The 19,554-nt window shown below is 72.8% G+C and carries 23 protein-coding genes; 15 read left to right on the top strand and 8 right to left on the bottom strand.

The window, feature by feature from the left end; all coding sequences use genetic code 11:
* The first annotated feature begins 18 nt into the window (after window positions 1-18).
* The 8 genes from DSM104329_RS02500 (at window position 19) to DSM104329_RS02465 (ending at window position 4,766) form a co-directional block, all read left to right on the top strand.
* Window positions 19-963: a glycosyl hydrolase gene (locus tag DSM104329_RS02500; protein ID WP_259313818.1), complete on the top strand. Its 945-nt coding sequence runs from the start codon at window positions 19-21 to the stop codon at window positions 961-963.
* A 73-nt stretch (window positions 964-1,036) separates the two neighbouring features.
* Window positions 1,037-1,300: a hypothetical protein gene (locus DSM104329_RS02495; protein ID WP_259313817.1), complete on the top strand. Its 264-nt coding sequence runs from the start codon at window positions 1,037-1,039 to the stop codon at window positions 1,298-1,300.
* 20 nt (window positions 1,301-1,320) lie between these two features.
* On the top strand, window positions 1,321-1,887 hold the full coding sequence (gene dcd / locus DSM104329_RS02490) for a dCTP deaminase (RefSeq protein WP_259313816.1): 567 nt from the start codon (window positions 1,321-1,323) through the stop codon (window positions 1,885-1,887).
* Window positions 1,884-2,114, top strand: a complete 231-nt coding sequence (locus tag DSM104329_RS02485; protein WP_259313815.1) for a hypothetical protein — start codon at window positions 1,884-1,886, stop codon at window positions 2,112-2,114. Before dcd ends, DSM104329_RS02485 begins: the two co-directional genes overlap by 4 nt.
* 34 nt (window positions 2,115-2,148) lie before the next feature.
* Window positions 2,149-2,472, top strand: coding sequence for a hypothetical protein (locus DSM104329_RS02480; RefSeq protein WP_259313814.1), 324 nt, complete (start codon window positions 2,149-2,151; stop codon window positions 2,470-2,472).
* A gap of 65 nt (window positions 2,473-2,537) precedes the next feature.
* Entirely contained in the window at window positions 2,538-3,869 is a 1,332-nt protein-coding gene (locus DSM104329_RS02475) for a citrate synthase (protein ID WP_259313813.1), read from the top strand.
* Window positions 3,870-3,876: 7 nt separating this feature from the next.
* Complete coding sequence (locus tag DSM104329_RS02470) at window positions 3,877-4,410, top strand: GNAT family N-acetyltransferase (protein WP_259313812.1); 534 nt, start codon at window positions 3,877-3,879, stop codon at window positions 4,408-4,410.
* The gene (locus DSM104329_RS02465; protein ID WP_259313811.1) at window positions 4,410-4,766 is read left to right on the top strand and encodes a hypothetical protein; all 357 of its coding nucleotides are present in this window, start codon (window positions 4,410-4,412) and stop codon (window positions 4,764-4,766) included. The genes DSM104329_RS02470 and DSM104329_RS02465 overlap by 1 nt, the downstream gene beginning before the upstream one ends.
* Window positions 4,767-4,847: 81 nt before the next feature.
* Here DSM104329_RS02465 and DSM104329_RS02460 read toward each other — a convergent pair whose 3' ends face one another.
* Both DSM104329_RS02460 and DSM104329_RS02455 read right to left on the bottom strand, forming a co-directional pair.
* On the bottom strand, window positions 4,848-5,696 hold the full coding sequence (locus tag DSM104329_RS02460) for a PfkB family carbohydrate kinase (RefSeq protein WP_259313810.1): 849 nt from the start codon (window positions 5,694-5,696) through the stop codon (window positions 4,848-4,850).
* Entirely contained in the window at window positions 5,693-6,361 is a 669-nt protein-coding gene (locus DSM104329_RS02455; protein ID WP_259313809.1) for a M48 family metallopeptidase, read from the bottom strand. Before DSM104329_RS02455 ends, DSM104329_RS02460 begins: the two co-directional genes overlap by 4 nt.
* 50 nt (window positions 6,362-6,411) lie before the next feature.
* Between DSM104329_RS02455 and DSM104329_RS02450 the strand changes: the two genes are divergently transcribed.
* Window positions 6,412-7,137 (top strand): adenine nucleotide alpha hydrolase, encoded by a 726-nt coding sequence (locus DSM104329_RS02450; RefSeq protein WP_259313808.1) that lies wholly within the window; start codon window positions 6,412-6,414, stop codon window positions 7,135-7,137.
* On the opposite strand, the gene glnT is transcribed toward DSM104329_RS02450, so the two are convergent.
* From glnT to DSM104329_RS02430, 4 genes are read right to left on the bottom strand one after another with little or no spacing between them, the layout of a single operon-like run.
* On the bottom strand, window positions 7,061-8,395 hold the full coding sequence (gene glnT / locus DSM104329_RS02445) for a type III glutamate--ammonia ligase (protein WP_259313807.1): 1,335 nt from the start codon (window positions 8,393-8,395) through the stop codon (window positions 7,061-7,063). The two genes, DSM104329_RS02450 and glnT, sit on opposite strands and share 77 nt — an antisense overlap.
* Window positions 8,392-9,717 carry an FMN-binding glutamate synthase family protein gene (locus DSM104329_RS02440; RefSeq protein ID WP_259313806.1) on the bottom strand — a complete coding sequence of 442 codons (1,326 nt, stop codon included), beginning with the start codon at window positions 9,715-9,717 and terminating at the stop codon, window positions 8,392-8,394. Before DSM104329_RS02440 ends, glnT begins: the two co-directional genes overlap by 4 nt.
* Window positions 9,717-10,406, bottom strand: a complete 690-nt coding sequence (locus DSM104329_RS02435) for a GltB/FmdC/FwdC-like GXGXG domain-containing protein (RefSeq protein WP_259313805.1) — start codon at window positions 10,404-10,406, stop codon at window positions 9,717-9,719. The genes DSM104329_RS02440 and DSM104329_RS02435 overlap by 1 nt, the downstream gene beginning before the upstream one ends.
* A 1-nt stretch (window position 10,407) precedes the next feature.
* Complete coding sequence (locus tag DSM104329_RS02430; RefSeq protein ID WP_259313804.1) at window positions 10,408-11,370, bottom strand: class II glutamine amidotransferase domain-containing protein; 963 nt, start codon at window positions 11,368-11,370, stop codon at window positions 10,408-10,410.
* Between the two features lie 120 nt (window positions 11,371-11,490).
* Here DSM104329_RS02430 and DSM104329_RS02425 point away from each other — a divergent pair, with 120 nt between their 5' ends.
* The 3 genes from DSM104329_RS02425 to DSM104329_RS02415 all read left to right on the top strand — a co-directional run bounded on the left by DSM104329_RS02425 (window position 11,491) and on the right by DSM104329_RS02415 (window position 14,813).
* A complete protein-coding gene (locus tag DSM104329_RS02425; RefSeq protein ID WP_259313803.1) occupies window positions 11,491-13,164 on the top strand; it encodes a GAF domain-containing protein in 1,674 nt (557 codons plus the stop codon).
* An 11-nt stretch (window positions 13,165-13,175) separates the two neighbouring features.
* Complete coding sequence (locus DSM104329_RS02420) at window positions 13,176-13,460, top strand: hypothetical protein (RefSeq protein WP_259313802.1); 285 nt, start codon at window positions 13,176-13,178, stop codon at window positions 13,458-13,460.
* A gap of 84 nt (window positions 13,461-13,544) precedes the next feature.
* Complete coding sequence (locus DSM104329_RS02415) at window positions 13,545-14,813, top strand: cytochrome P450 (RefSeq protein WP_259313801.1); 1,269 nt, start codon at window positions 13,545-13,547, stop codon at window positions 14,811-14,813.
* Here DSM104329_RS02415 and metF read toward each other — a convergent pair.
* Both metF and DSM104329_RS02405 read right to left on the bottom strand, forming a co-directional pair.
* The gene (gene metF, locus DSM104329_RS02410; protein ID WP_259313800.1) at window positions 14,746-15,672 is read right to left on the bottom strand and encodes a methylenetetrahydrofolate reductase [NAD(P)H]; all 927 of its coding nucleotides are present in this window, start codon (window positions 15,670-15,672) and stop codon (window positions 14,746-14,748) included. The genes DSM104329_RS02415 and metF overlap by 68 nt on opposite strands.
* Before the next feature lie 145 nt (window positions 15,673-15,817).
* On the bottom strand, window positions 15,818-16,825 hold the full coding sequence (locus DSM104329_RS02405) for an MBL fold metallo-hydrolase (protein ID WP_259313799.1): 1,008 nt from the start codon (window positions 16,823-16,825) through the stop codon (window positions 15,818-15,820).
* Window positions 16,826-16,906: 81 nt separating this feature from the next.
* Here DSM104329_RS02405 and DSM104329_RS02400 point away from each other — a divergent pair, with 81 nt between their 5' ends.
* From DSM104329_RS02400 to DSM104329_RS02390, 3 genes are read left to right on the top strand one after another with little or no spacing between them, the layout of a single operon-like run.
* A complete protein-coding gene (locus DSM104329_RS02400; protein WP_259313798.1) occupies window positions 16,907-18,067 on the top strand; it encodes an MBL fold metallo-hydrolase in 1,161 nt (386 codons plus the stop codon).
* A gap of 18 nt (window positions 18,068-18,085) precedes the next feature.
* Window positions 18,086-18,430 carry a hypothetical protein gene (locus tag DSM104329_RS02395; RefSeq protein ID WP_259313797.1) on the top strand — a complete coding sequence of 115 codons (345 nt, stop codon included), beginning with the start codon at window positions 18,086-18,088 and terminating at the stop codon, window positions 18,428-18,430.
* Window positions 18,427-19,512, top strand: coding sequence for a pyridoxal-phosphate-dependent aminotransferase family protein (locus DSM104329_RS02390; RefSeq protein ID WP_259313796.1), 1,086 nt, complete (start codon window positions 18,427-18,429; stop codon window positions 19,510-19,512). Before DSM104329_RS02395 ends, DSM104329_RS02390 begins: the two co-directional genes overlap by 4 nt.
* The last annotated feature ends 42 nt before the right edge of the window (window positions 19,513-19,554 follow it).

Genomic DNA, 19,554 nt, shown 5'->3' with positions numbered 1-19,554 from the left:
CGCTAGGTTTCTGGAGCGATGCGCCCGTCCCGCCTCTCGTGCCGCATGGCCGCGCTGCTGCTCGCCGCGGTCGTCGTCGGCCTCTCGCTCGTGCCCAGCGCCCAGGCCCGTCCCGGTGTCGGGATCTCGGACCAGAACCTCTCGATGTTCTCCAACCCGCTGTTCCCGCCGCTGGGGATCAAGTACGTGCGCTACATCCTCCCGTGGGACATCGCACTGCAGCCGGACTCGCTGTCCTCGGTCGCGTTCGACCAGTGGCTCGCGGCGGCGCAGGCGTCGAACAAGCAGGTGCTCGTCGCGTTCGAGCACTCGGCCGGCGACAACTGCCCGCACGAGCCGTGCACGAAGCCGTCCGAGCCCGACTACGCGCGCGCGATCAAGGCGTTCCGCGCGAAGTACCCGACGATCCGGTACCTGTCGCCGTGGAACGAGGCCAACGCGCCGACCCAGCCGACGTACCGCGACCCGGTCCAGGCCGTGCAGTACTTCAAGATCGTCAAGCAGCAGTGCCGCCGCTGCACGATCGTCGCCGCCGACGTGCTCGACAACTCGATCCTCTCGCGCTGGATCGGCACGTTCGCCTCGGTCGCCGAGTCGCAGCGGCTGCGGCCGCGGCTGTGGGGCCTGCACAACTGGGGCGACGTCAACCACTTCCAGACCGACGGCGTCCGCACGGTGCTCGATGCGACGAAGGGGTCCGTCTGGCTGACCGAGACCGGCGGCATCGTCTCGTTCCAGACCGCCGACGGGCGCCAGAACTTCCACCCGAGCGACGCGCGCGCGACGAAGGCGATGCGCTACCTGTTCCGCAAGATCGTCCCGATCTCGAAGCGCATCAAGCGGATCTACGTCTACAACTGGCTCAGCCAGCCGGCGAACCGCTGGGACACCGGCCTGCTCGACCACGGCGGCCACGCGCGGACGATGTACCGGATCGTCGACGACTACATCCACGGGCGCTGAGGCACCCGGCGCACGGCCGCTGACACGGCGGTTGTGCGGGCACCCCCGCCCGGGTAGCCTCCCACGGAGGGGAATGGGCTGGACCTTTGTCTATCTGATGGTCTTCCTGAAGCTGCCGATCCTCGCGCTGCTCTATCTCGTGTGGTGGGCGATCCACCAGGGGCCGGAGCAGGAGAGCGGTGAGGACGGCGGCGATGACGGAGGCAGCCGCATCCCGCGGCATCCGCGCCCGCCGCTGCGGCCGCTGCCGCGGCGCGGCCCGCACCGCGGCAGCCCGGTGCCGGCCAGCCCCGCCCGCGTGCGCGCGGTGTCGCGCCGGCGCAGCGGCGTCAGCTGACCCGCATTACTGTTCGCCGCATGTCGAGCGTCCTGTCCGACGGAACGATCCGCCGCCTCGTGGCCGACGGGCGCATCCGGATCGAGCCGTGGGACCCTGATCTGGTCCAGCCCGCGAGCGTCGACCTGCGGCTCGGCAACTCCTTCCGCGTCTTCCACAACCACCGCACGTCGGCGATCGACCTGCGCGATCCGCCGACGAACCTCACCGAGCACGTCGCGGTCGACGAGGGCGCGCCGTTCGTCATCCACCCGGGCGAGTTCGTCCTCGGGGTGACGGAGGAGCGCGTCGCGATCCCGGACGACATCGTCGCGCGCATCGAGGGCAAGAGCTCGCTCGGCCGGCTCGGGCTCATCGTCCACGCGACGGCCGGCTTCGTCGATCCGGGCTTCGAGGGGACACTCACGCTCGAGATCACCAACCTGACGCGCGTCCCGATCAAGCTCTACCCCCAGCTGCCCATCGCGCAGCTCTCGTTCATGGCCCTCGACCGGCCCGCCGAACTGCCCTACGGGCACCCCGATCTGGGCTCGCACTACCACGGGCAGGTCGAGGCCACCGAGAGCAGGTACGGTTTGCGGCCATGAGCACGTTCGCCCTGATCCTCGCGGAGATCGGAAAGGCCGACGAGGGGTCGAAGACCGCCTTCTACATCGCGGGCGGAGCGCTCGCCGCATGGGCCGTCCTCGTCTCGCTCGCCGGCATCGCGCGGCCCGAGTTCCCCGGCAATGCGGTGGCCGCCCGGCTGACCATGCTGGTGAGCGTCGCGCTCGTCGCGGCAGCGATGTCGACGGCGATCATCACGAGCATCTAGCGCTCGCGCGGGTCTGGTCGCAGAGGCGGGCACCGTGATCGACGACGAGCACGCGATCTCCTACAAGCTGCTCGAGCCGGGAGCCCCCGTCGTCACGAGCGAGGGGGCGCCGGGCGGCACGGTGGTGCGCGTGCTCGAGAACCGCGCCGAGCACATCTTCGACGGCCTGGACGTCGAGACCCCGCACGGCCCGCGGTTCGTCGACGCGCCCGAGGTGGCGCGGATCACGAACCTCAAGGTCGAGCTCGCGATCGACGCGGACGCCCTCGCCGCGCTGCCCGAGCGCGACCCGAAAGGCGCCCCGGAGTACCGCGCCGCGAAGGGTCGGCGCTTCGGCCGCATGTGGCGCCGTAGGTAGGCAGCTAAGGATCCTGCTCTACGCTGTCGCGTTCGAGGGTAAGAGGCAGCAGACAGGAGCACTTGGTGAGCAGCGAAACGACCCCCGGGCAGGTATCGGACAACGGCGCAGTGGGCAGCGAGACGCTGACCGTCACCGACAACCGCACCGGCCAGACCTACGAGATCCCCATCTCGGACGGCACCGTCCGGGCCATGGACTTCCGCCAGATGAAGGTCGACGAGGACGACTTCGGCCTCATGACCTACGACCCGGCGTTCACGAACACCGCGTCGTGCCGTTCGGCGATCACCTTCATCGACGGCGACGCGGGGATCCTCGAGTACCGCGGCTATCCCATCGAGCAGCTCGCCGAGCAGTCCACGTACATCGAGGTCGCGTACCTGCTGATCCACGGCGAGCTGCCCACGAAGGACCAGCTGGACCAGTGGTGCCAGGAGATCACCATCCACACGTTCGTGCACGAGAACGTGAAGAGCTTCATGCAGGGCTTCCGCCACGATGCCCACCCGATGGGGATGCTGTGCGGATCGGTCGGCGCGCTGTCGACCTTCTATCCGGACGCCAACGACATCCAGGATCCGGAGAACCGGCACATCCAGACGATCCGCCTGATCGCCAAGATGCCGACGCTCGCGGCGTTCGCGTTCCGGCACGCGATGGGCCAGCCGTACGTCTATCCGGACAACGACCTGCCCTACCCCGGCAACTTCCTGAACATGATGTACAAGATGACCGAGCTGAAGTACGAGCCCGACCCGCGGGTCGCGCGCGCGCTCGACGTCCTGTTCATCCTGCACGCCGACCACGAGCAGAACTGCTCGACGAACGCGGTCCGCGCGGTGGGCTCGTCCCAGGTGGACCCGTACTCGGCGGTCGCGGCCGGCGTGGCCGCGCTCTACGGCCCGCTGCACGGCGGCGCCAACGAGGCGGTCCTGCGGATGCTCGCCCGCATCCAGACGAAGGACAACGTGCCCCAGTTCATCGAGGGCGTGAAGGCCGGCAACGAGAAGCTGATGGGCTTCGGCCACCGGGTCTACAAGAACTACGACCCGCGCGCCCGCATCATCAAGGCCGCCGCCGACGACGTCTTCGAGGTCACCGGCGTCAACCCGCTGCTGGAGATCGCGCTCGAGCTCGAGAAGATCGCGCTGGAGGACGAGTACTTCGTCTCGCGCAAGCTGTACCCGAACGTCGACTTCTACTCGGGCCTCATCTACGAGGCGCTCGGGCTGCCCGTGTCGATGTTCCCGGTCATGTTCGCCATCCCCCGCACGTCGGGCTGGATCGCCCAGTGGCTCGAGATGGTGCAGGACAAGGAGCAGAAGATCGCGCGCCCGCGCCAGATCTACACGGGCGAGCGCACGCGCGAGTACGTCCCGATGGGGAGCCGCTGACCCAGTGATGGACGCCACACTGCGCATCGTCGCGACGTGCGACGATGCGCATGTGCCGCCCTCCCTCGTCATCCGGCCGATCCGCCCCAGCGACACCACGCTGCTCCAGCAGGGCATGCAGCGCCTCTCGGCCGAGACGCGGCGCCGGCGCTTCCTGGCGCCCCGGTCCGACCTGAGCTCGAGCGAGCTGCGCTACCTCACCGAGGTGGACGGCTGCCAGCACTACGCGCTCGTCGCGGTGCGCGCGGACGATCCCGGCGAGCTCGTGGCGGTCGGCCGCTGGGTGCGGCTCGACGACCGGCCCGGCACCGCGGAGATCGCGGTGGTGGTCGGCGACTGCTACCAGGGCCAGGGCATCGGGCGCCGGATCGGCCTCGCGCTCGCCGACGCCGCCCGGGCCCGCGGCGTGACGCACTTCACCGCCACCATGCTGGCCGACAACGAGCCGGCGCACCGTCTGTTCGCCGCGATCTCCGAGCGGCTCGTGTCCGTGCACGACGGCGAGGTGGACGAGGTGACCGCGGAGCTCGCCGCCGCCTGATGGCGCAGAGCTGGAAGCTCACCGTGCGGGTGGGCTCGAAGGTCACCACTGAGCGCTTCGCGTCGTTGGATGCCGCGCTCGACGCGATGGCGCACCGCCTGGACGCCTCCTCCGGCGACGCGCACCGCGACACCGCCCGCGTCTTCCACCGCCGCATCGATCCGGTCGCCCAGGTCGCGGTCCGCGCCGAGGTCGCGGGCCCCCAGCGGTTCCTCGCGAAGGTCACCGCCGGCGTCGACCTGCGCGGCGACGCGTCGGCGGAGGCGTGGACCGGGCGGGTGAGCAAGCAGGTCGTGCAGCCGCACCGCGGCGAGACGGCGGTCGACGCGCTGCGGCGCGTGCTGACGGCGGCCTGAGCCGCCCGAGCACCGCGACACGTGCGTCACTTTCTGCCCACCACTCGGGACGAACCTGACGCACGTCCGCGGAACGGCGCGCTACCACGGCCGCGCGACGTCCTCCAGCCGCGCGCCGTACGGGCCGCGACCGCACACCACCGCCGCTCCCACCCGCGCCCCGAACGCCGCGGCGCGCTCCACGCCGACGCCCGCAGCCAGCCCGAGCGTCACCGCCGCCGCGAACGCGTCGCCGCAGCCGAACGCGTCGACCGGCTCGCCGGGCAGCGGCGCGGCGGCCCAGGCGCCGGGCGCGCCGGCGCTCGTCTCCCAGACCCCGCCGGCGGCGCCCCGAGTGCGCATCACGAGCGCCGGCGCCGGGTCGAGCGTCTCGGCGATCCCCCGCTCCCCCGCGTCGGCATCCGAGAACACCACCGCGTCGAGCGCGATCGCCGCGTCCAGCAGATCCGGCGCCGCGCGCGGGGTCGCGACCACGATCCGGGCGGCGCGGGCGCGGCGGATCGCCGCCGCGTCGCCCGCCGTGACGAACACCGCGTCGAGGTCGCCGAGCGCCTCCCACGGGAGCGGGTCGTCGCCGCTCGGCATCATCCGGGGGCCGAGCACCGTGATCGCGCGCTCGCGGTCGGCGGTGCTGAGATGGGTGAAGCAGCGGCGCTGCCCCCGCTCGCGCCGTCCCGCCCGGACGGTGACGCCGTGCGCGCGCAGCGCCCGCTCGCTCGCGGCCGCGTGCGCGTCGTCGCCGAGCGCGGTGAAGAGCTGCGCGCCGCCCGCGAGCCGGGCCATCGCCACGGCCGCGATCCCGCCGCCGCCCCCGACATCGGCGAACGCCTCGTGGGCGTGCACGATCTCGCCCGGCGCGGGCAGCCGGTCGACCACCGCGAAGTCCACCCACTCCACGTGCCCGACGACCGCGGCGCGCGGAGCGCTCACAGCACCAGCGTGGCTCCGTGGCGGCGCAGCCAGCGCCGCGGCTCCCGATAGCCGGGGCAGTGCCGGGCCACGAGCGCCCAGAACCGCGGCGAGTGGTCCATCACCGCCAGGTGGCACGCCTCGTGCCAGACGACGTAGTCGAGCACCTCGGCGGGCGCGAGCAGCAGGCGCCAGTTGAAGCTCATCGCACCGGTCGACGAGCACGAACCCCAGCGGGTGCGCTGGGCGCGGATCGACAGCGACGCATAGCGGCGGCCCAGCGCGGCGGCCGCATCGTCGAGGCGTGGGGCGATCTCGTCGCGCGCCTGGCGCCGGTACCAGCGCTCGAGCGCCGGCTGCGCGGCGTCGCCCGCGGGCACGAGCAGCGCGTCACCCCGCCGGTGCACGCGCGTGCGTCCCGGCTCGGGCACGAGCCGCAGATCGGTGCCGAGATACGGGACGGTCGCCCCGCGCGCGGCGATCCGCTCGCGCACGGCCGCGGCCTCGAGCATCCGCGCCTCGATCCAGCCCCGGAGCTGAGCCACCGCGCGCGCCGCCTCGCCCTCCGCCGCCCGGGCGGGCAGGACGACCTCCACGCCGGTGTGGGGGTCGACGGTCACGCGCACGCGCCGCGCGCGCGCAGAGCGGCGGATGGTGTAGTCGATGTCCAGCGGCCCGGCACTCACGGCCCGGCCACGATACGCGCCACGGCAGACCGCACCGATACGGTGCGGGCGTGGCGACGGCACTCTCGTGGAGCGGCGGCAAGGACTCGGCGCTCGCGCTTCACGCCCTGCGCCAAGCCGGCACGCCGCCCGATCTCCTCCTGACCACGTTCGACGAGACGACCGGCACCGTCCCCCATCACGGTGTCGCCATGGACCTGCTGCGCGCCCAGGCGGCCGCCGCCGGTCTGCCCCTCCACGCCATCGCCATCCCGCCCGCGGCGACCAACGCGAGCTACGAGGACCGGCTGCGCGCCGCGTTCGCCCGGCCGCCGCTCGACGCGGTCGACACGGTCGCGTTCGGCGACCTCTTCCTCGAGGACCTGCGCGCCTACCGCGAGGCCCGCATGCACGATGCCGGACTCGCCGCCGCGTTCCCGCTCTGGGGCCGCGACACCGGGCCGCTCGCCCACGCCTTCATCGACGCGGGCTTCCGGGCGATCCTCGTCTCCGTCGACGGCGAGCAGATCGCCCACGACCTCCTCGGCCGGACCTTCGACCGCGGCCTGCTCACCGACCTCCCGCCCACCGCCGACCCGTGCGGCGAGAACGGCGAGTTCCACACGTTCGTCTTCGGCGGGCCGATCTTCGCGCGCCCGCTCGCGGTCCAGCCGGCCGGCCGCTGGACCAGCCCGGACGGCCGCTTCGCCTACCTGGACCTCAGGTCCGGCGCAGGTACGTGTTCTGCTCCCACGCGGACACCGACTCCATGTAGGAGCCCCACTCCGCCCGCTTGACCGCGATGAACTCGGAGATCGCCTCCTCGCCGAGCGCGTCGCGCATCACGGTGTCGAGCTCGAGGACGTCGAGCGCCTCGGCGAGGGTGCGCGGGAGCGTCGGCACGCCGAGCGGCTGCGCCATGCCCGTCATCGGCGCGCCCGGATCGAGCCCGCGCTCCACGCCGTCGAGCCCGGCCGCGACCATGCCGGCGAGCGCGAGGTACGGGTTGCACGCCGCGTCGACCGCTCGGTTCTCGAACCGCCCGGACCCCGGCACCCGCAGCATCACCGTGCGGTTGTTCGCGCCGTAGACGATCGCGTCGGGCGCCCAGGACGCGCCCGAGATCCCGCCGCTCGAGTACAGCCGCCGGTAGGAGTTCACCGTGGGCATCGCCAGCGCGCTCAGCGCCCGCGCATGGTCGAGCACCCCGGCGATGAAGGAGTACGCCGTCCGCGACAGGCCGAGCCCGCGAGGATCGCCGTCATCGGCGAACGGGTTGGAGCCGTCGTCGGCCTGCGCCGACATGTGCACGTGCCCGCCCGATCCGGTCCGGCCCGCAAGCGGCTTGGGCATGAACGTCGCGATCGCCCCGTGGCGGTCGGCGATGTCGGCGATGATCGTGCGCAGCAGCGTGAACCGGTCCGCGGTCGTCAGCGCGTCGGCGTGCATGTAGTTGATCTCGTACTGGCCGTTGGCGTCCTCGTGGTCCAGGGCGCTCACCGGCCACTCGAGCGTCTCCATCGCCCCGACGATCTCCGTCAGCACCGGCGACACGCGCAGCAGCGCCTTGAGGTCGTAGCAGGGCTTGTCGAGCACGTCGAGCGCGTCGTAGGGCACCAGCGTGCCGCTTTCGTTCTCGCGCAGGAGGAAGAACTCCGGCTCCATGCCGGCGATCGGCGCCAGCCCGCGCTCGGCCGCCATCGCCTGGACGCGGGCGAGGATCGACCGCGCGTCGCAGGTCGCCACCGCATCGCCGTCCATGACGGTGCCGAACACGACCGCCATCTCCGGCCGGTGCGGCAGCTGCAGGAGCGTCGAGGGGTCGGGGACCGTCAGGAACTCGGGGTGCTCGGGGCCGCGCGCGAACCCGTGGTTGGCGAACGCGGCGAAGCCGGCGCCGCCGCCGGGCGCGCAGGCGTCGGGGAACGCGGCGCGCGGCATGATCTTCGCCTTGCTCGCGCCGTGGACGTCGACCCATTGGACGGCGACGTACTGGACCTCGTCCGGCAGCTCGGGAACCTCGATGGTGCCGCTCAGGGGGCTCGGGGTACTCACTGGCTTCCTTCCCGTCCGGGGATCCACGACGTGCCGGCGAGCGGCACCCGCGCCATCGCCGCCGCCTCGACGGTCAGCGCGACGAGATCCTCGGGCTCGAGGTTGTGAACATGGGACTTGCCGCACGCTCGGGCGATCGTCTGCGTCTCGAGCGTCATCACGCGCAGCAGGTTGGCCAGGCGGCGCCCCGCCCGGACCGGGTCCAGGCGCGCGGCGAGCGCCTCGTCCTGGGTCGAGATGCCGGCCGGGTCGCGACCCTCGTGCCAGGCGTCGTAGAAGCCGGGCGCGCTGCCGATCGCGGCGTACTCGTCGGCGAGGCCGGGGTCGTTGTCGCCCAGCGCGACGAGGGCGGCGACGCCGATCGAGCAGGCGTCGGCGCCGAGCGCGAGCGCCTTGGCGACGTCGGCGCCGGAGCGGATGCCGCCGGAGACGATGAGCTGGACGTCGCGGTGGACGCCGAGGTCGATGAGGGCCTCGACCGCCGGCGGGATCGCCGCGAGCGTCGGGATCCCCACGTGCTCGATGAACACGTCCTGCGTGGCGGCGGTGCCGCCCTGCATGCCGTCGAGCACGACGACGTCGGCGCCCGCCTTCACCGCCAGCGCGGTGTCGTAGTAGGGGCGCGACGCGCCGACCTTGATGAAGATCGGCTTCTCCCAGTTCGTGATCTCGCGCAGCTCCTCGATCTTGATCTCGAGGTCGTCGGGCCCGGTCCAGTCCGGATGCCGGCAGGCGCTGCGCTGGTCGATCCCCTTGGGGAGGTTGCGCATCCCGGCCACGCGGTCGGAGATCTTCTGGCCGAGCAGCATGCCGCCGCCGCCCGGCTTGGCGCCCTGACCGACGACGACCTCGATCGCGTCGGCGCGCCGCAGGTCCGTCGGGTTCATGCCGTAGCGCGACGGCAGCAGCTGGTAGACGAGCGTCTTCGAGGACTCGCGCTCCTCGGGCGTCATGCCGCCGTCGCCGGTCGTCGTGCTGGTGCCCACCGCGCTCGCCCCGCGCCCGAGCGCCTCCTTCGCCGCGCCCGAGAGCGCACCGAAGCTCATGCCGGCGATCGTGATCGGGATCTTCAGCTCGATGGGGTTCTTCGCGTGGCGGGTGCCGAGCATCACGTCGGTGTCGCAGCGCTCGCGGTAGCCCTCGAGCGGGTAGCGCGACATGCTCGCCCCGAGGAACAGCAGGTCGTCGAAGTGCGGCACGCGGCGCTTGGCCCCCCCGCCGCGGATGGCGTAGATGCCCTCCGTCGCCGCGCGCTGGATCTCGGCCAGCGTGGACCGGTCGAACGTCGCGGACTCGCGCAGATCCCAACCGACTGCCGCCATCAGTCCACCCGATCCGCGTGGAAGTTGTAGAGCGTGCGCGCCGACCCGTACCGGCGGAAGTCGCCCGGCTCGGCATCGAACCCGGCCGCCGCCAGCAGCTCGGCGAGCTCGGCGGCATGCTCGTCGCGCAGCTCCTTCTCGATGCAGTCCGCGCCGAGGCTCGCCACGTTCCCGCGCACGTACAGCCGCGCCTCGTAGAGCGAGTCGCCCAGCGCTTCGCCGACGTCGCCGCACACGACGAGCCGCCCGGACTGCGCCATGAACGCGCCCATGTGCCCGATCGAGCCCTGGACCACGACGTCGGCGCCCTTCAGCGAGATGCCGCACCGCGACGAGGCGTCGCCGTGGATGGCGATCAACCCACCGTGGGCGGTCGCCCCCGCGTACTGGCTCGCGCTGCCGGTCACCTCGACACGGCCCGACATCAGGTTCTCGGCCAGGCCCGGGCCGGCGTTGCCGTGGATTCGCAGCGATGCGCTCGCGCTCATGCCCGCGCAGTAGTACCCGACGTGGCCGTCGATCTCCACGTCGATCGCGGAGTCGAGCCCGGCGGCGACGCTGTGACGCCCGGCGGGATGCAGCACCCGGAAGCCTTCTCCGTCCTCCGCGGCATGCAGCCGCGAGTTGAGCTCGCGGATCGTCGTCTCGGCGAGGTCGATGACCGCCGGTGCGACCTCGACAGTGCTCACGTCAGACCACCCCCGTGAGGTCGCCACGAGTCGAGGCGTCGGGGCGGGTGGTGCCCTCCCCCTCATGCGACCACGAGTAGATCCGGCCCGGGACGGGCTCCCAGACCTCGGCGTCCTCGGCCCCCGGCAGCACCGCGATCGCCCGGTACTCGGACGCCATCGCCACCCAGTCGTCGGTCTCGGCGAGGACGGCCGGCTTGCACGCCACCGGGTCGCGCAGCACCGCGAAGCCGTCGCGCGTGCCGACGGCGAACGTGAAGAACCCGTCGAGATCGCGCAGCGCGCCCTCGAGCGCCTCGTCCAGGGTCGCGCCGCCCGCCATCCGCCAGGTCAGGTACCCGGCGGCGACCTCGGAGTCGTTGTCGGTCGCGAAGGTCAGCCCCTCGCGGCGCAGGGACGCCCGCAGCCGGTTGTGGTTCGACAGCGAGCCGTTGTGCACGAGGCACAGGTCGGGCCCGGTCGAGAACGGGTGCGAGTGCTCGGTCGTCACGCGGCTCTCGGTGGCCATGCGGGTGTGGCCGAGCGCGTGCGTGCCCTCGAGGGCCGACAGGCCGGAGCGGACGATGAGCTCGGCCGGCGCGCCGGCGCGCTTCATCAGCTCGATCGCCTGCCCGGTGGCGATGACCGAGATGTCCGGGGCGACGGCACGGAGGCAGGCCTCTGCCTCCGCACCGCCCGCATCGGCGCGGGCGATCGCGCACGAGCCCCCGCGGACCTCGAGCGCAACGTGCCCCCCGAGGGCGTGCCCGAGATCCGCGGCGACGCGAGCCCAGTCCGGCTCGTCGCCACGCGAGTGCAGCAGCGAGAGCTTCACGGAGCCCTCGGGCACCGGGTCGCGGTAGATGGCGACCCCGGCGCTGTCGGGCCCGCGGGCCGCGAGCTCTGAGAGCATCGCGGCGAGGTCGGTCCCGAGTCGCGCCTCGGTGTCCCGCGTCTTGGCGAAGAGTCCGGCTATACCGCACATGGGCCAGAGATTCCCAGCGCCGCTCGCGGCCGCCCATGGTCCGAACGCGCATAATCGCCGTGGCTTGTATGTGCACCGTGCCCATATGCACCCTGGTATGGACCTCTAGGCTCGGAGGACGTGGACACCCCGACCACCACGCTGGAGCGCGACACCCTCTACGCGGTCATCGCCGCGGTCGCCCACGGCCCGGACCCCGAGCGGGTGCTGCCGGCCATCGTCGAGGTCCTCACGGAGGCGACCGACTGCCACGCGTGCTTCGTGTACCTGCGCGACGGCGACCGCCTGCGGCTACGCGCCGCGTCGAGCGTCTTCGCCCACGCGGTCGGCCGCGTGGAGCTCGGCATGGACGAGGGGCTCGCGGGCTGGGTCGCGCGCCACCGGGAGCCCGCGTTCATCCGCGACAACGCGCTCGCCGATCCGCGGATGCGCTTCGTGCCCGAGCTCGACGAGGAGCGCTTCCAGTCCATGGTCGCCGTGCCGATCGTGGGCCGCAGCGACGCGGTCATCGGCGTCGTCGTGCTGCACACGAGGGCGCCGCGCGAGTTCGGCCAGGAGGTGCTCGACCTGCTCGTCCACGTCGCGTCGCTCGTGGCGGGGGCGATCGAGAACGCGCGCCTCTACGAGGAGACCCGGCGCCAGGTCGCGGCGCTGACGTCGCTGTCCGTGCTCAGCCGCGACATCGCCGCGGTCGACGGGCGCGAGGAGCTCTACGCGCTCGCGACGAGCGGCGTGCGCGGCCTGCTCGGGGCCGGCGCCGTGCGCCTGTACCTGCGCGACAGCGGCGACGAGCGCCTGGAGCTCGCGGCCGCCGATCCTCCGGTCACCGACCCCGCCGAGCGCGAGGGAACCGCCAAGCTCATCGAGGCGCTCCACGCCGACGCGGCGCGGGAGGGCACGGTCCTGACCGTCCCGCTGACCGCCGGCTCCGAGCACCTCGGCGCGCTCGCCGCCGTCGCCGAGCGCGGCTTCGGCGACGAGGACGCGCGGCTGCTGCGCGCCGCCGCCCACCAGCTCGCGGTCGCGCTGAAGAAGGCCGAGCTCATCGAGCGCCTGACCGAGGAGAACATCGTCCGCGACCTGTTCGAGGCGCTGGACGCCGGCAACGTCGCGGTGGCCGAGGCCCGCGCCCGCGCCGCCCGCTGCGACCTGACCCGCGACCACGTGCTCGTCGCGGTCCTCCCGGGCACGGCGGCGGACACGCCGTGGCCCGAGCAGGCCGAGCGCGTCGAGGGCCGGCTGCGGCGGATCGTCCCGGGGGCACTGTGCGACGCCGGGCGCGACCGCGTGCGCGCGCTGCTGCCGGTGCCGCGCTCCGCCGACCTCGACGGCGAGCTCGAGCGCCTCGCCGGCGCCGAGGGCGTCGCGGTCGGGCGCAGCAGCCCCCGGCGCGGGCTGAACGAGGGCGACCGCGCCCTCGCCGAGGCGGGCGACGCCGCGCGGGTCGCGCAGGCGCTGCACCCGGCGGGTGGCTCGCTCGAGCACGCGGGCCTGGGCGCCTACCGCTACCTCGTGCGGCTGCCCGCGGCCGAGCTCCTCGACGGCGCCCAGCAGCGCGCCGTCACCCGGCTCATCGAGTACGACCGGCGGCGGCGCACGGAGCTGACCCGCACCCTCGAGCGCTACCTCGCCGAGCGCGGCAGCGTCACGACCACCGCCAAGGCGCTCTTCATCCATCCCAACACGCTGCGCCAGCGGCTCGACCGCATCCAGAGCGTCGCCCGGATCGACCTCGCCCGCGAGGACCTCCTGTCGCTCGAGCTGGCCCTGAAGCTGGCGCGGCTGCACAACTAGGCTTGCGCGCCATGGAGCGCTCCGCCGTCCGCCTGCCGCCCGACGTCACGCCGCCGTTCGACGTCTACGTCAACGGCGTGCCGCAGCAGGAGGGCACCGACTACGAGCGGCGCGGCCGCGTTCTCGTCTTCCACCAGGCCCTGGCCCAGGAGGGCAAGCTCGGGTTCGGGCGCTGGCTGCTCGGCGCGTTCGGCATCGGCACGTACCGCGCGCACCACTCGGTCGACGTCCGCTACACGCTGCCCGACGGCCGGCCGATGGTGGCCGAGAACCTGCCCGTCGAGCCGCGCGCCTGACGCGTCGCGCGGACTGACTGGCTATCCAGCCAGTCGCGCTGTACGCTCACCCCGTCCGCCGCAGTCCGGCCCCGGAGGCTCGCCGTGTCCACCGATCCCATCGCCCTCGACGAGGTCCTGGTCGCCGACCGCGAGCTGTGGCAGGACGGCCCCCCGCACGAGCTGTTCGCCCGGCTGCGCGGGCAGTGCCCGGTGCACTGGACGTCGGAGCTGACCGAGTACCCCGAGGAGGCCGGGTTCTGGTCGGTGACCACGTTCGACGACGTCCAGGCCGTCAGTCGCGACTGGCGGACGTACTCGTCGGCGCACGGCATCACCGGCGTGACGAACGCCGTCATGCCGGTCGAGCTGATCTCGGCGATGTTCATCGGGATGGACCCGCCGAAGCACGACCGTCTCAAGGCGCTGTTCCAGCGCGGGTTCACGCCGAAGCGCATCGCCGAGCACGAGGACCGCATCCGCGCCATCGCGGTCGACGTCCTCGACCGGCTCGAGGGCCGCGAGACCTGCGACCTCGTCAGCGACGTCGCGCAGCCGATCGTCTCGCGCGTGATCCACTCGTTCATGGGCATCCCGCCCTCCGAGGACGCCGACTGGGCGCGCCTGATGAACTCGATCCTCGGCGCCGGCGACCCCGAGCTCAACCCGCACGGCGTCGCGTCGGTCATGGAGCGCGACGTGCCGGAGATCTTCGAGCGCTGCAGCCGGCTGATCGCCGAGCGCCGCGAGCAGCCCACGAACGACCTCACGAGCGTCCTCGTGCACGCCGAGGTCGACGGCGAGCGCCTCGAGGAGCACGAGATCGTCATGGGCTTCTTCCTGCTCGTCGCCGCCGGCAACGACAGCACGAAGGCGACCTACTGCAGCGGGATGCGCGCGCTCATCGAGAACCCCGACCAGCGCGCGATGGTGCTTGACGACCCGGCGCTCGTCGCCGGCGCCGTCGAGGAGTCGCTGCGGATGTTCCCCGCCTTCGCCCACTTCCGGCGCACCGCCACGCGCGACGTCGAGCTCGGCGGTCAGCCGATCAGGGCGGGCGACAAGGTCGTCATGTGGTACGTGTCGTCCAACCGCGACGAGGCGCACTTCGAGGATCCGGACCGCTTCGACATCACCCGCACGACGGAGCACCAGGCGTTCGGCGCGGGCGGCCGGCACTTCTGCCTCGGGGTCGCGCTCGCCCGCCTCGAGCTGCAGATCATGTTCCAGGAGACGCTGGCGCGCTACCCGGCGATGGAGCTCGCCGGCGAGCCGCGCCACGCGGCGACGCAGTTCGCCAACCAGCTCACGAAGTTGCCGGTGCGGCTGCGCGGCGCAGAGCCGCCCGGGGCGCGCGGGCCCATGGCCGCATGAGCTGCAGCGCGGAGAGGATCGCGCGCGTCGCGGGCGAGCGGTTCAGCGTGTAGAAGTGGATGCCGGGCGCGCCCATGGCGAGCAGCTCGGCGCACTGCAGGGTGGCGTAGGCGACGCCGAAGTCGCTGACCGCGCCCGGATCTTCGGCACGCGCCTCGAGCTGGGCGAGGAGGTGGCCGGGCAGGCCGCTGCCGCACAGCTCGGTGATCCGCTTGATCTGCGCGACGTTCGTGATCGGCATGATGCCGGGCACGATCGGGACGTCGATGCCGATCTCGCGCGCGCGGGCGACGAAGTCCTCGTAGACGCCGTTGTCGAAGAACAGCTGGGTGATGAGGAACTGGACGCCGGCGTCGACCTTGGCCTTGAGGTGGCGCAGGTCGTCCTCGCGGCTCGTCGCGTGGATGTGGGTCTCCGGGAAGCACGCGCCGGCGACCGCGAACGGGTAGCCCCCGGCGAGCAGGGCCACGAGCTCGGCGGAGTGCTCGAGCCCGCCCTCGGTGCGCACCCACTCGTCCTGGCCCTGGGGCGGATCGCCGCGCAGCGCGAGGACGTTCTCGATGCCGGCGTCGCGGAAGCGGTCGAGCGTGTCGCGCAGCTCCCGCTCCGTCGCCCCGACGCACGTGAAGTGCGCCATGGCCTCCAGGCCGTAGTCGCGGCGGATCCGCGTGACGATGTCGAGCGTCTTGTCGCGCGTGCCGCCGCCGGCGCCGTAGGTCACCGAGACGTAGGCCGGATCGAGGGCCCGCAGCTCCTCGACCGCCTGGAACAGGTTGGCCTCGCCCTCGGGGGTCTTGGGCGGGAAGAACTCGAAGGAGAAGACCGGCTCGCCCTGGCCGAAGAGCTTGTCGATGCGCATCGCGGCGCAAGCATACACCAACCTTGACAAGAGTTTGGCAAGGTTTGTCCAGGGATGCCGACGGTCGCCCGTGCCGACCGCGGACTGGAGTACCGGCGCACGCGACCGGAGGCGGGCCCCCGTGCGTTCACCCTCAGGCCCCGGCCTACGCCGCGCGCCAGCGCTCCGGCTCGCCGTCCGCGCCGTTCACCCGCTCGGCGCGCCCCGTCATCTCGAGGTGCTGGAGGTACGACAGCGTCTCCGACATCCACTCGGCCACCATCATCTCGTCGGGCGAACGGCCGAAGACGTGCGGCACGATCTCGATGCCGGTCAGCGGCTCGAACGCGATCGTGTCGAGCACCGCCTGCAGGCGCTCCGCGACGAGCTGCCGGTAGGCGTGGACGTGGGTGCGCACGTCCGTGAACGTGCGGCCGTGCCCGGCCATGCACAGCCGCGCGCCGAGATCCTCGACCTTCTCCAGCGACTCCAGGAACTCGCCCGCCGGATCGGGCGTGTAGCCGAAGTCGAAGTGCAGCGTCACCCGGCCGAGGAGGTGATCGCCGGAGATGAGCAACCGGCGCTCGGCCTGGAAGAAGCACACGTGCGAGGGCGCGTGCCCCGGCGTCTCGACGACCTGCCAGTCGCCGAGGTCGGTCGGGACCGTCACGCCGTCGACCAGATTGCGGTCGGGCTCGACGAAGCCCGCGATGCCGAGGTCGCTCGAGTGGCGGCGCTGCTCGATGTAGCGGCGCAGGACGTCCTCGGGCACGCCGCTCTGGCGCGCGATCTCGAGGCGGTGCTCCAGCCACAGCGCGGGGTCGTTGGCCGCCCGTGACATGTGGCCGTGGTTCGGGTGCAGCCACAGCTCGCAGCCGGTCCGCTCCACGATCGTCGCGGCCTGGCCGAAGTGGTCGGGGTGCGCGTGGGTGCACACGAGCAGGCGCACGGAGTCAAGGCGCAGGTTGACCATGTCCAGGGCGCGCTCGAGATGCGCCATCGACCCCGGCGCGTGGATGCCGGTGTCGACGAGCACGATGCCGTCGCCCGCCGCGATCGCCCAGGCGTTGCCGTGCGGGATCCCGGGCCACGGCAGCGGCAGCCGCAGCCGCCAGAGGCCCGGCAGGACCCGCTCGCCGCGGCCGAGCTCGCGCTTTCGTGCGGGGGCGGGCATGCGCCTTTAGACTCGCACGTCGTGGCGTCGACGGACGAACCGGCCAGCCCAGCCCGCCCGTCGAAAGCGACAACGGCGCGGGTGGCGCGCGCGTACCTGCAGGCGCTGTCCGAGCGCGACCTCGACGCCGCCGTGGCGTGCTGGGCCCCGGGCGGCCGGGACGTGCTGCACGGGCAGGCCGAGCTCATCGCACCCGACGGCATCCGCGAGTACTTCGGCGGCCTGCTGGCCTCGTTTCCCGACCTGCGCTTCGAGGAGCTCTCCTGCACGGCCGAGGCCGAGCGGTGCACGATCCGCTCGCGGCTGAGCGGCACGTTCGCGGGCACGCGCCGCTGGAACGGGATCGCGCCCAACGGTGCACGGATCGACCTGGAGCTCGTCGACAACTTCGTTGTGGGCGACGGGCTGCTGGTCGCCAACGACGCCTACCTAGACGGCATGACGGTGGCCCGCCAGCTCGGCCTGCTGCCGGCCGCCCGGTCGCCGGCCGAGCGGCGCATGACGCAGGCGTTCAACACGAGGACGAAGCTCGCCGCGCGAACGGTCGGCGGCGCGGAGAAGGTCGCCGAGGGCGTGTGGGTCGTGCGCGGCGGCTTCCCGATGAAGACGATGAACGTCTACCTCATCGAAGAGGCCGACGGCATCACCGTCTTCGACGCCGGCATCCGCGCGATGACGAACGCGGTCGCCGCAGCGGGCGCGCGCATGGGCGGCATCAAGCGCGTCGTGCTCGGCCACGGCCACGCGGACCATCGCGGCGCCGCGCCCGGCCTCGGCGTCCCGGTGCTCTGCCACGTGGACAACCGCGGCGATGCCGAGGGCGACGCCGGCCTGCACTACATGGACCTCTCCAAGCTCAACCCGCTCAGCCGGGTCGTGTACCCGACGCTGCTGCGGATGTGGGACGGCGGCCCGGTGACGATCGCGGACACCGTCAGCGAGGGCGACGAGGTGGCCGGCTTCCGGGTGGTCGCCATCCCCGGGCACGCACCGGGGATGATCGCGCTGTGGCGGGAGGCCGACCGCGTCGCGCTGACCAGCGACTGCTTCTACCTCATCGATCCGCAGACCGGCCGGCCCGGGCCCGCGCGGATGCCGCACGAGGCCTTCAACTTCGACACCGCTCAGGCGCGCCGGTCGATCCGCAAGATCGCCGCGCTCGATCCGGCGGTGGCGTGCCCCGGGCACCTCGGACCGCTGACCGGCGACGTGCGCGCCGAGCTCGAGCGTGCCGCGGCCTAGGGGCCTAGTCTGCACGCGGTGGGCAAGCGCAACCGCCAGCGTTCGCGCGAGCGCCTGAGCGCGCCGGCGACGAGCTACGAGCACGCGGAGTTCGGCGTACTCGAGCTGCGCGGAGCCCTGACGCCGAGGACGCGCGCCGAGTACGCGGCGATCGGCGGGGTGCGCGAGGACGCCTGGCAGCGGCAGGTCGAGTTCCTCTTCGAGCGCCTGGCCGTGCGCTGGACGATCCACGACCTGCCGATCGACCGCCAGCAGGAGCTGCTCGCCCGGTTTCGCGCCGGTTCGAGCGACGAACGTGCTTGGATGCGGACCGTGCTGCGTGACCATCTCGCCGAGAACTTCCCGGAGTTGAGCGCCCCGTGACCGTGCCCGATCGCCTCCTGCTGGGCTCCGGCCCCTCCCCCGTGCCGCGGCGCGTCCTCGACGCGCTGGCCCAGCCCACGATCGGGCACCTCGATCCGGCGTTCGCAGAGATCATGGAGCGCTGCAAGGACCGGTTGCGCCAGGTCTTCCAGACGACGAACGACGTGACGATGCCGGTCAGCGGCACCGGCAGCGCCGGCATGGAGGCGATGGTCGTCAACTTCATCCGGCCCGGCGACCGCGTCGTCTGCGGCGTGCACGGCCTGTTCGGCGAGCGCATGGCCGACGAGATGCGCCGCAACGGCGCCGAGGTCGTGGTGGTCGAGGGCGAGTGGGGCCGCGCGCTGGACACGGCGCGCCTCGTCGATGCGCTCGACGAGCGCACCGCCGCGCTGTTCGTCGTCCACGGCGAGACCTCCACCGGGGTGCGTCAGCCGCTCGACGGGCTGGCCGCGGCGTGCCGCGAGCACGACGCGCTGCTCATGGTCGACTGCGTGACGTCGCTGGCCGGGGCGCCGATCGGCATCGACGAGGAGGGCGTCGACGTCGCCTTCAGCGGGACGCAGAAGTGCCTGAACGTGCCGCCGGGCCTGGCGCCGTTCACCGCCGGCGAGCGGGCGCTCGAGCGCCTCGAGCCGGGCCGCTCGTGGTACCTCGACCTGACCCTGCTGCTGGGATATTGGTCCGGTGGGGGCGGCGGGCGCTCGTACCACCACACGGCGCCGATCAACCTCATCTACGCGCTCGACGAGGGGCTGCAGATCGTCCTCGAGGAGGGGCTCGAGGCGCGCTGGGTGCGCCACCTCGACGCCCACGAGCGCCTGCGCGGCGAGCTCGCCGAGCGCGGGTTCGAGCGCCTGGCGCCGGAGGGCGAGGCGCTGTCCTCGCTGCTGTGCGTGCGCGTGCCCGACGGCATCGACGAGGCCGCGGTGCGCCGCTCGCTGCTGCTCGACCACGGCGTCGAGATCAGCGGCGGGCTGGGGCCGCTCGCCGGGCAGGTGTGGCGGATCGGCGTCATGGGCGAGGGCGCGCGGCCCGAGGCGCAGGACCGGCTGCTCACCGCGCTCGACAAGCTGCTGTAGTGGTTCGTCTCGTGACCATCGGGCCGAAAGGTGGGTCGGCGG

This window comes from Capillimicrobium parvum, from assembly GCF_021172045.1.
Classification (GTDB): Bacteria; Actinomycetota; Thermoleophilia; order Solirubrobacterales; family Solirubrobacteraceae; genus Capillimicrobium; species Capillimicrobium parvum.
The sequence above is the reverse complement of the archived record's forward strand: the minus strand, read 5'-3'. Positions and strand labels throughout refer to the sequence as shown.

Coding starts and splice junctions, on each gene's coding strand:
- DSM104329_RS02500 (WP_259313818.1), top strand. CDS start 19: ATGCGCCCGTCCCGCCTCTCGTGCCGCATGGCCGCGCTGCTGCTCGCC.
- DSM104329_RS02495 (WP_259313817.1), top strand. CDS start 1,037: ATGGGCTGGACCTTTGTCTATCTGATGGTCTTCCTGAAGCTGCCGATC.
- dcd (WP_259313816.1), top strand. CDS start 1,321: ATGTCGAGCGTCCTGTCCGACGGAACGATCCGCCGCCTCGTGGCCGAC.
- DSM104329_RS02485 (WP_259313815.1), top strand. CDS start 1,884: ATGAGCACGTTCGCCCTGATCCTCGCGGAGATCGGAAAGGCCGACGAG.
- DSM104329_RS02470 (WP_259313812.1), top strand. CDS start 3,877: ATGGACGCCACACTGCGCATCGTCGCGACGTGCGACGATGCGCATGTG.
- DSM104329_RS02465 (WP_259313811.1), top strand. CDS start 4,410: ATGGCGCAGAGCTGGAAGCTCACCGTGCGGGTGGGCTCGAAGGTCACC.
- DSM104329_RS02440 (WP_259313806.1), bottom strand. CDS start 9,717: ATGGCGGCAGTCGGTTGGGATCTGCGCGAGTCCGCGACGTTCGACCGG.
- DSM104329_RS02430 (WP_259313804.1), bottom strand. CDS start 11,370: ATGTGCGGTATAGCCGGACTCTTCGCCAAGACGCGGGACACCGAGGCG.
- DSM104329_RS02420 (WP_259313802.1), top strand. CDS start 13,176: ATGGAGCGCTCCGCCGTCCGCCTGCCGCCCGACGTCACGCCGCCGTTC.
- metF (WP_259313800.1), bottom strand. CDS start 15,672: ATGCGCATCGACAAGCTCTTCGGCCAGGGCGAGCCGGTCTTCTCCTTC.
- DSM104329_RS02405 (WP_259313799.1), bottom strand. CDS start 16,825: ATGCCCGCCCCCGCACGAAAGCGCGAGCTCGGCCGCGGCGAGCGGGTC.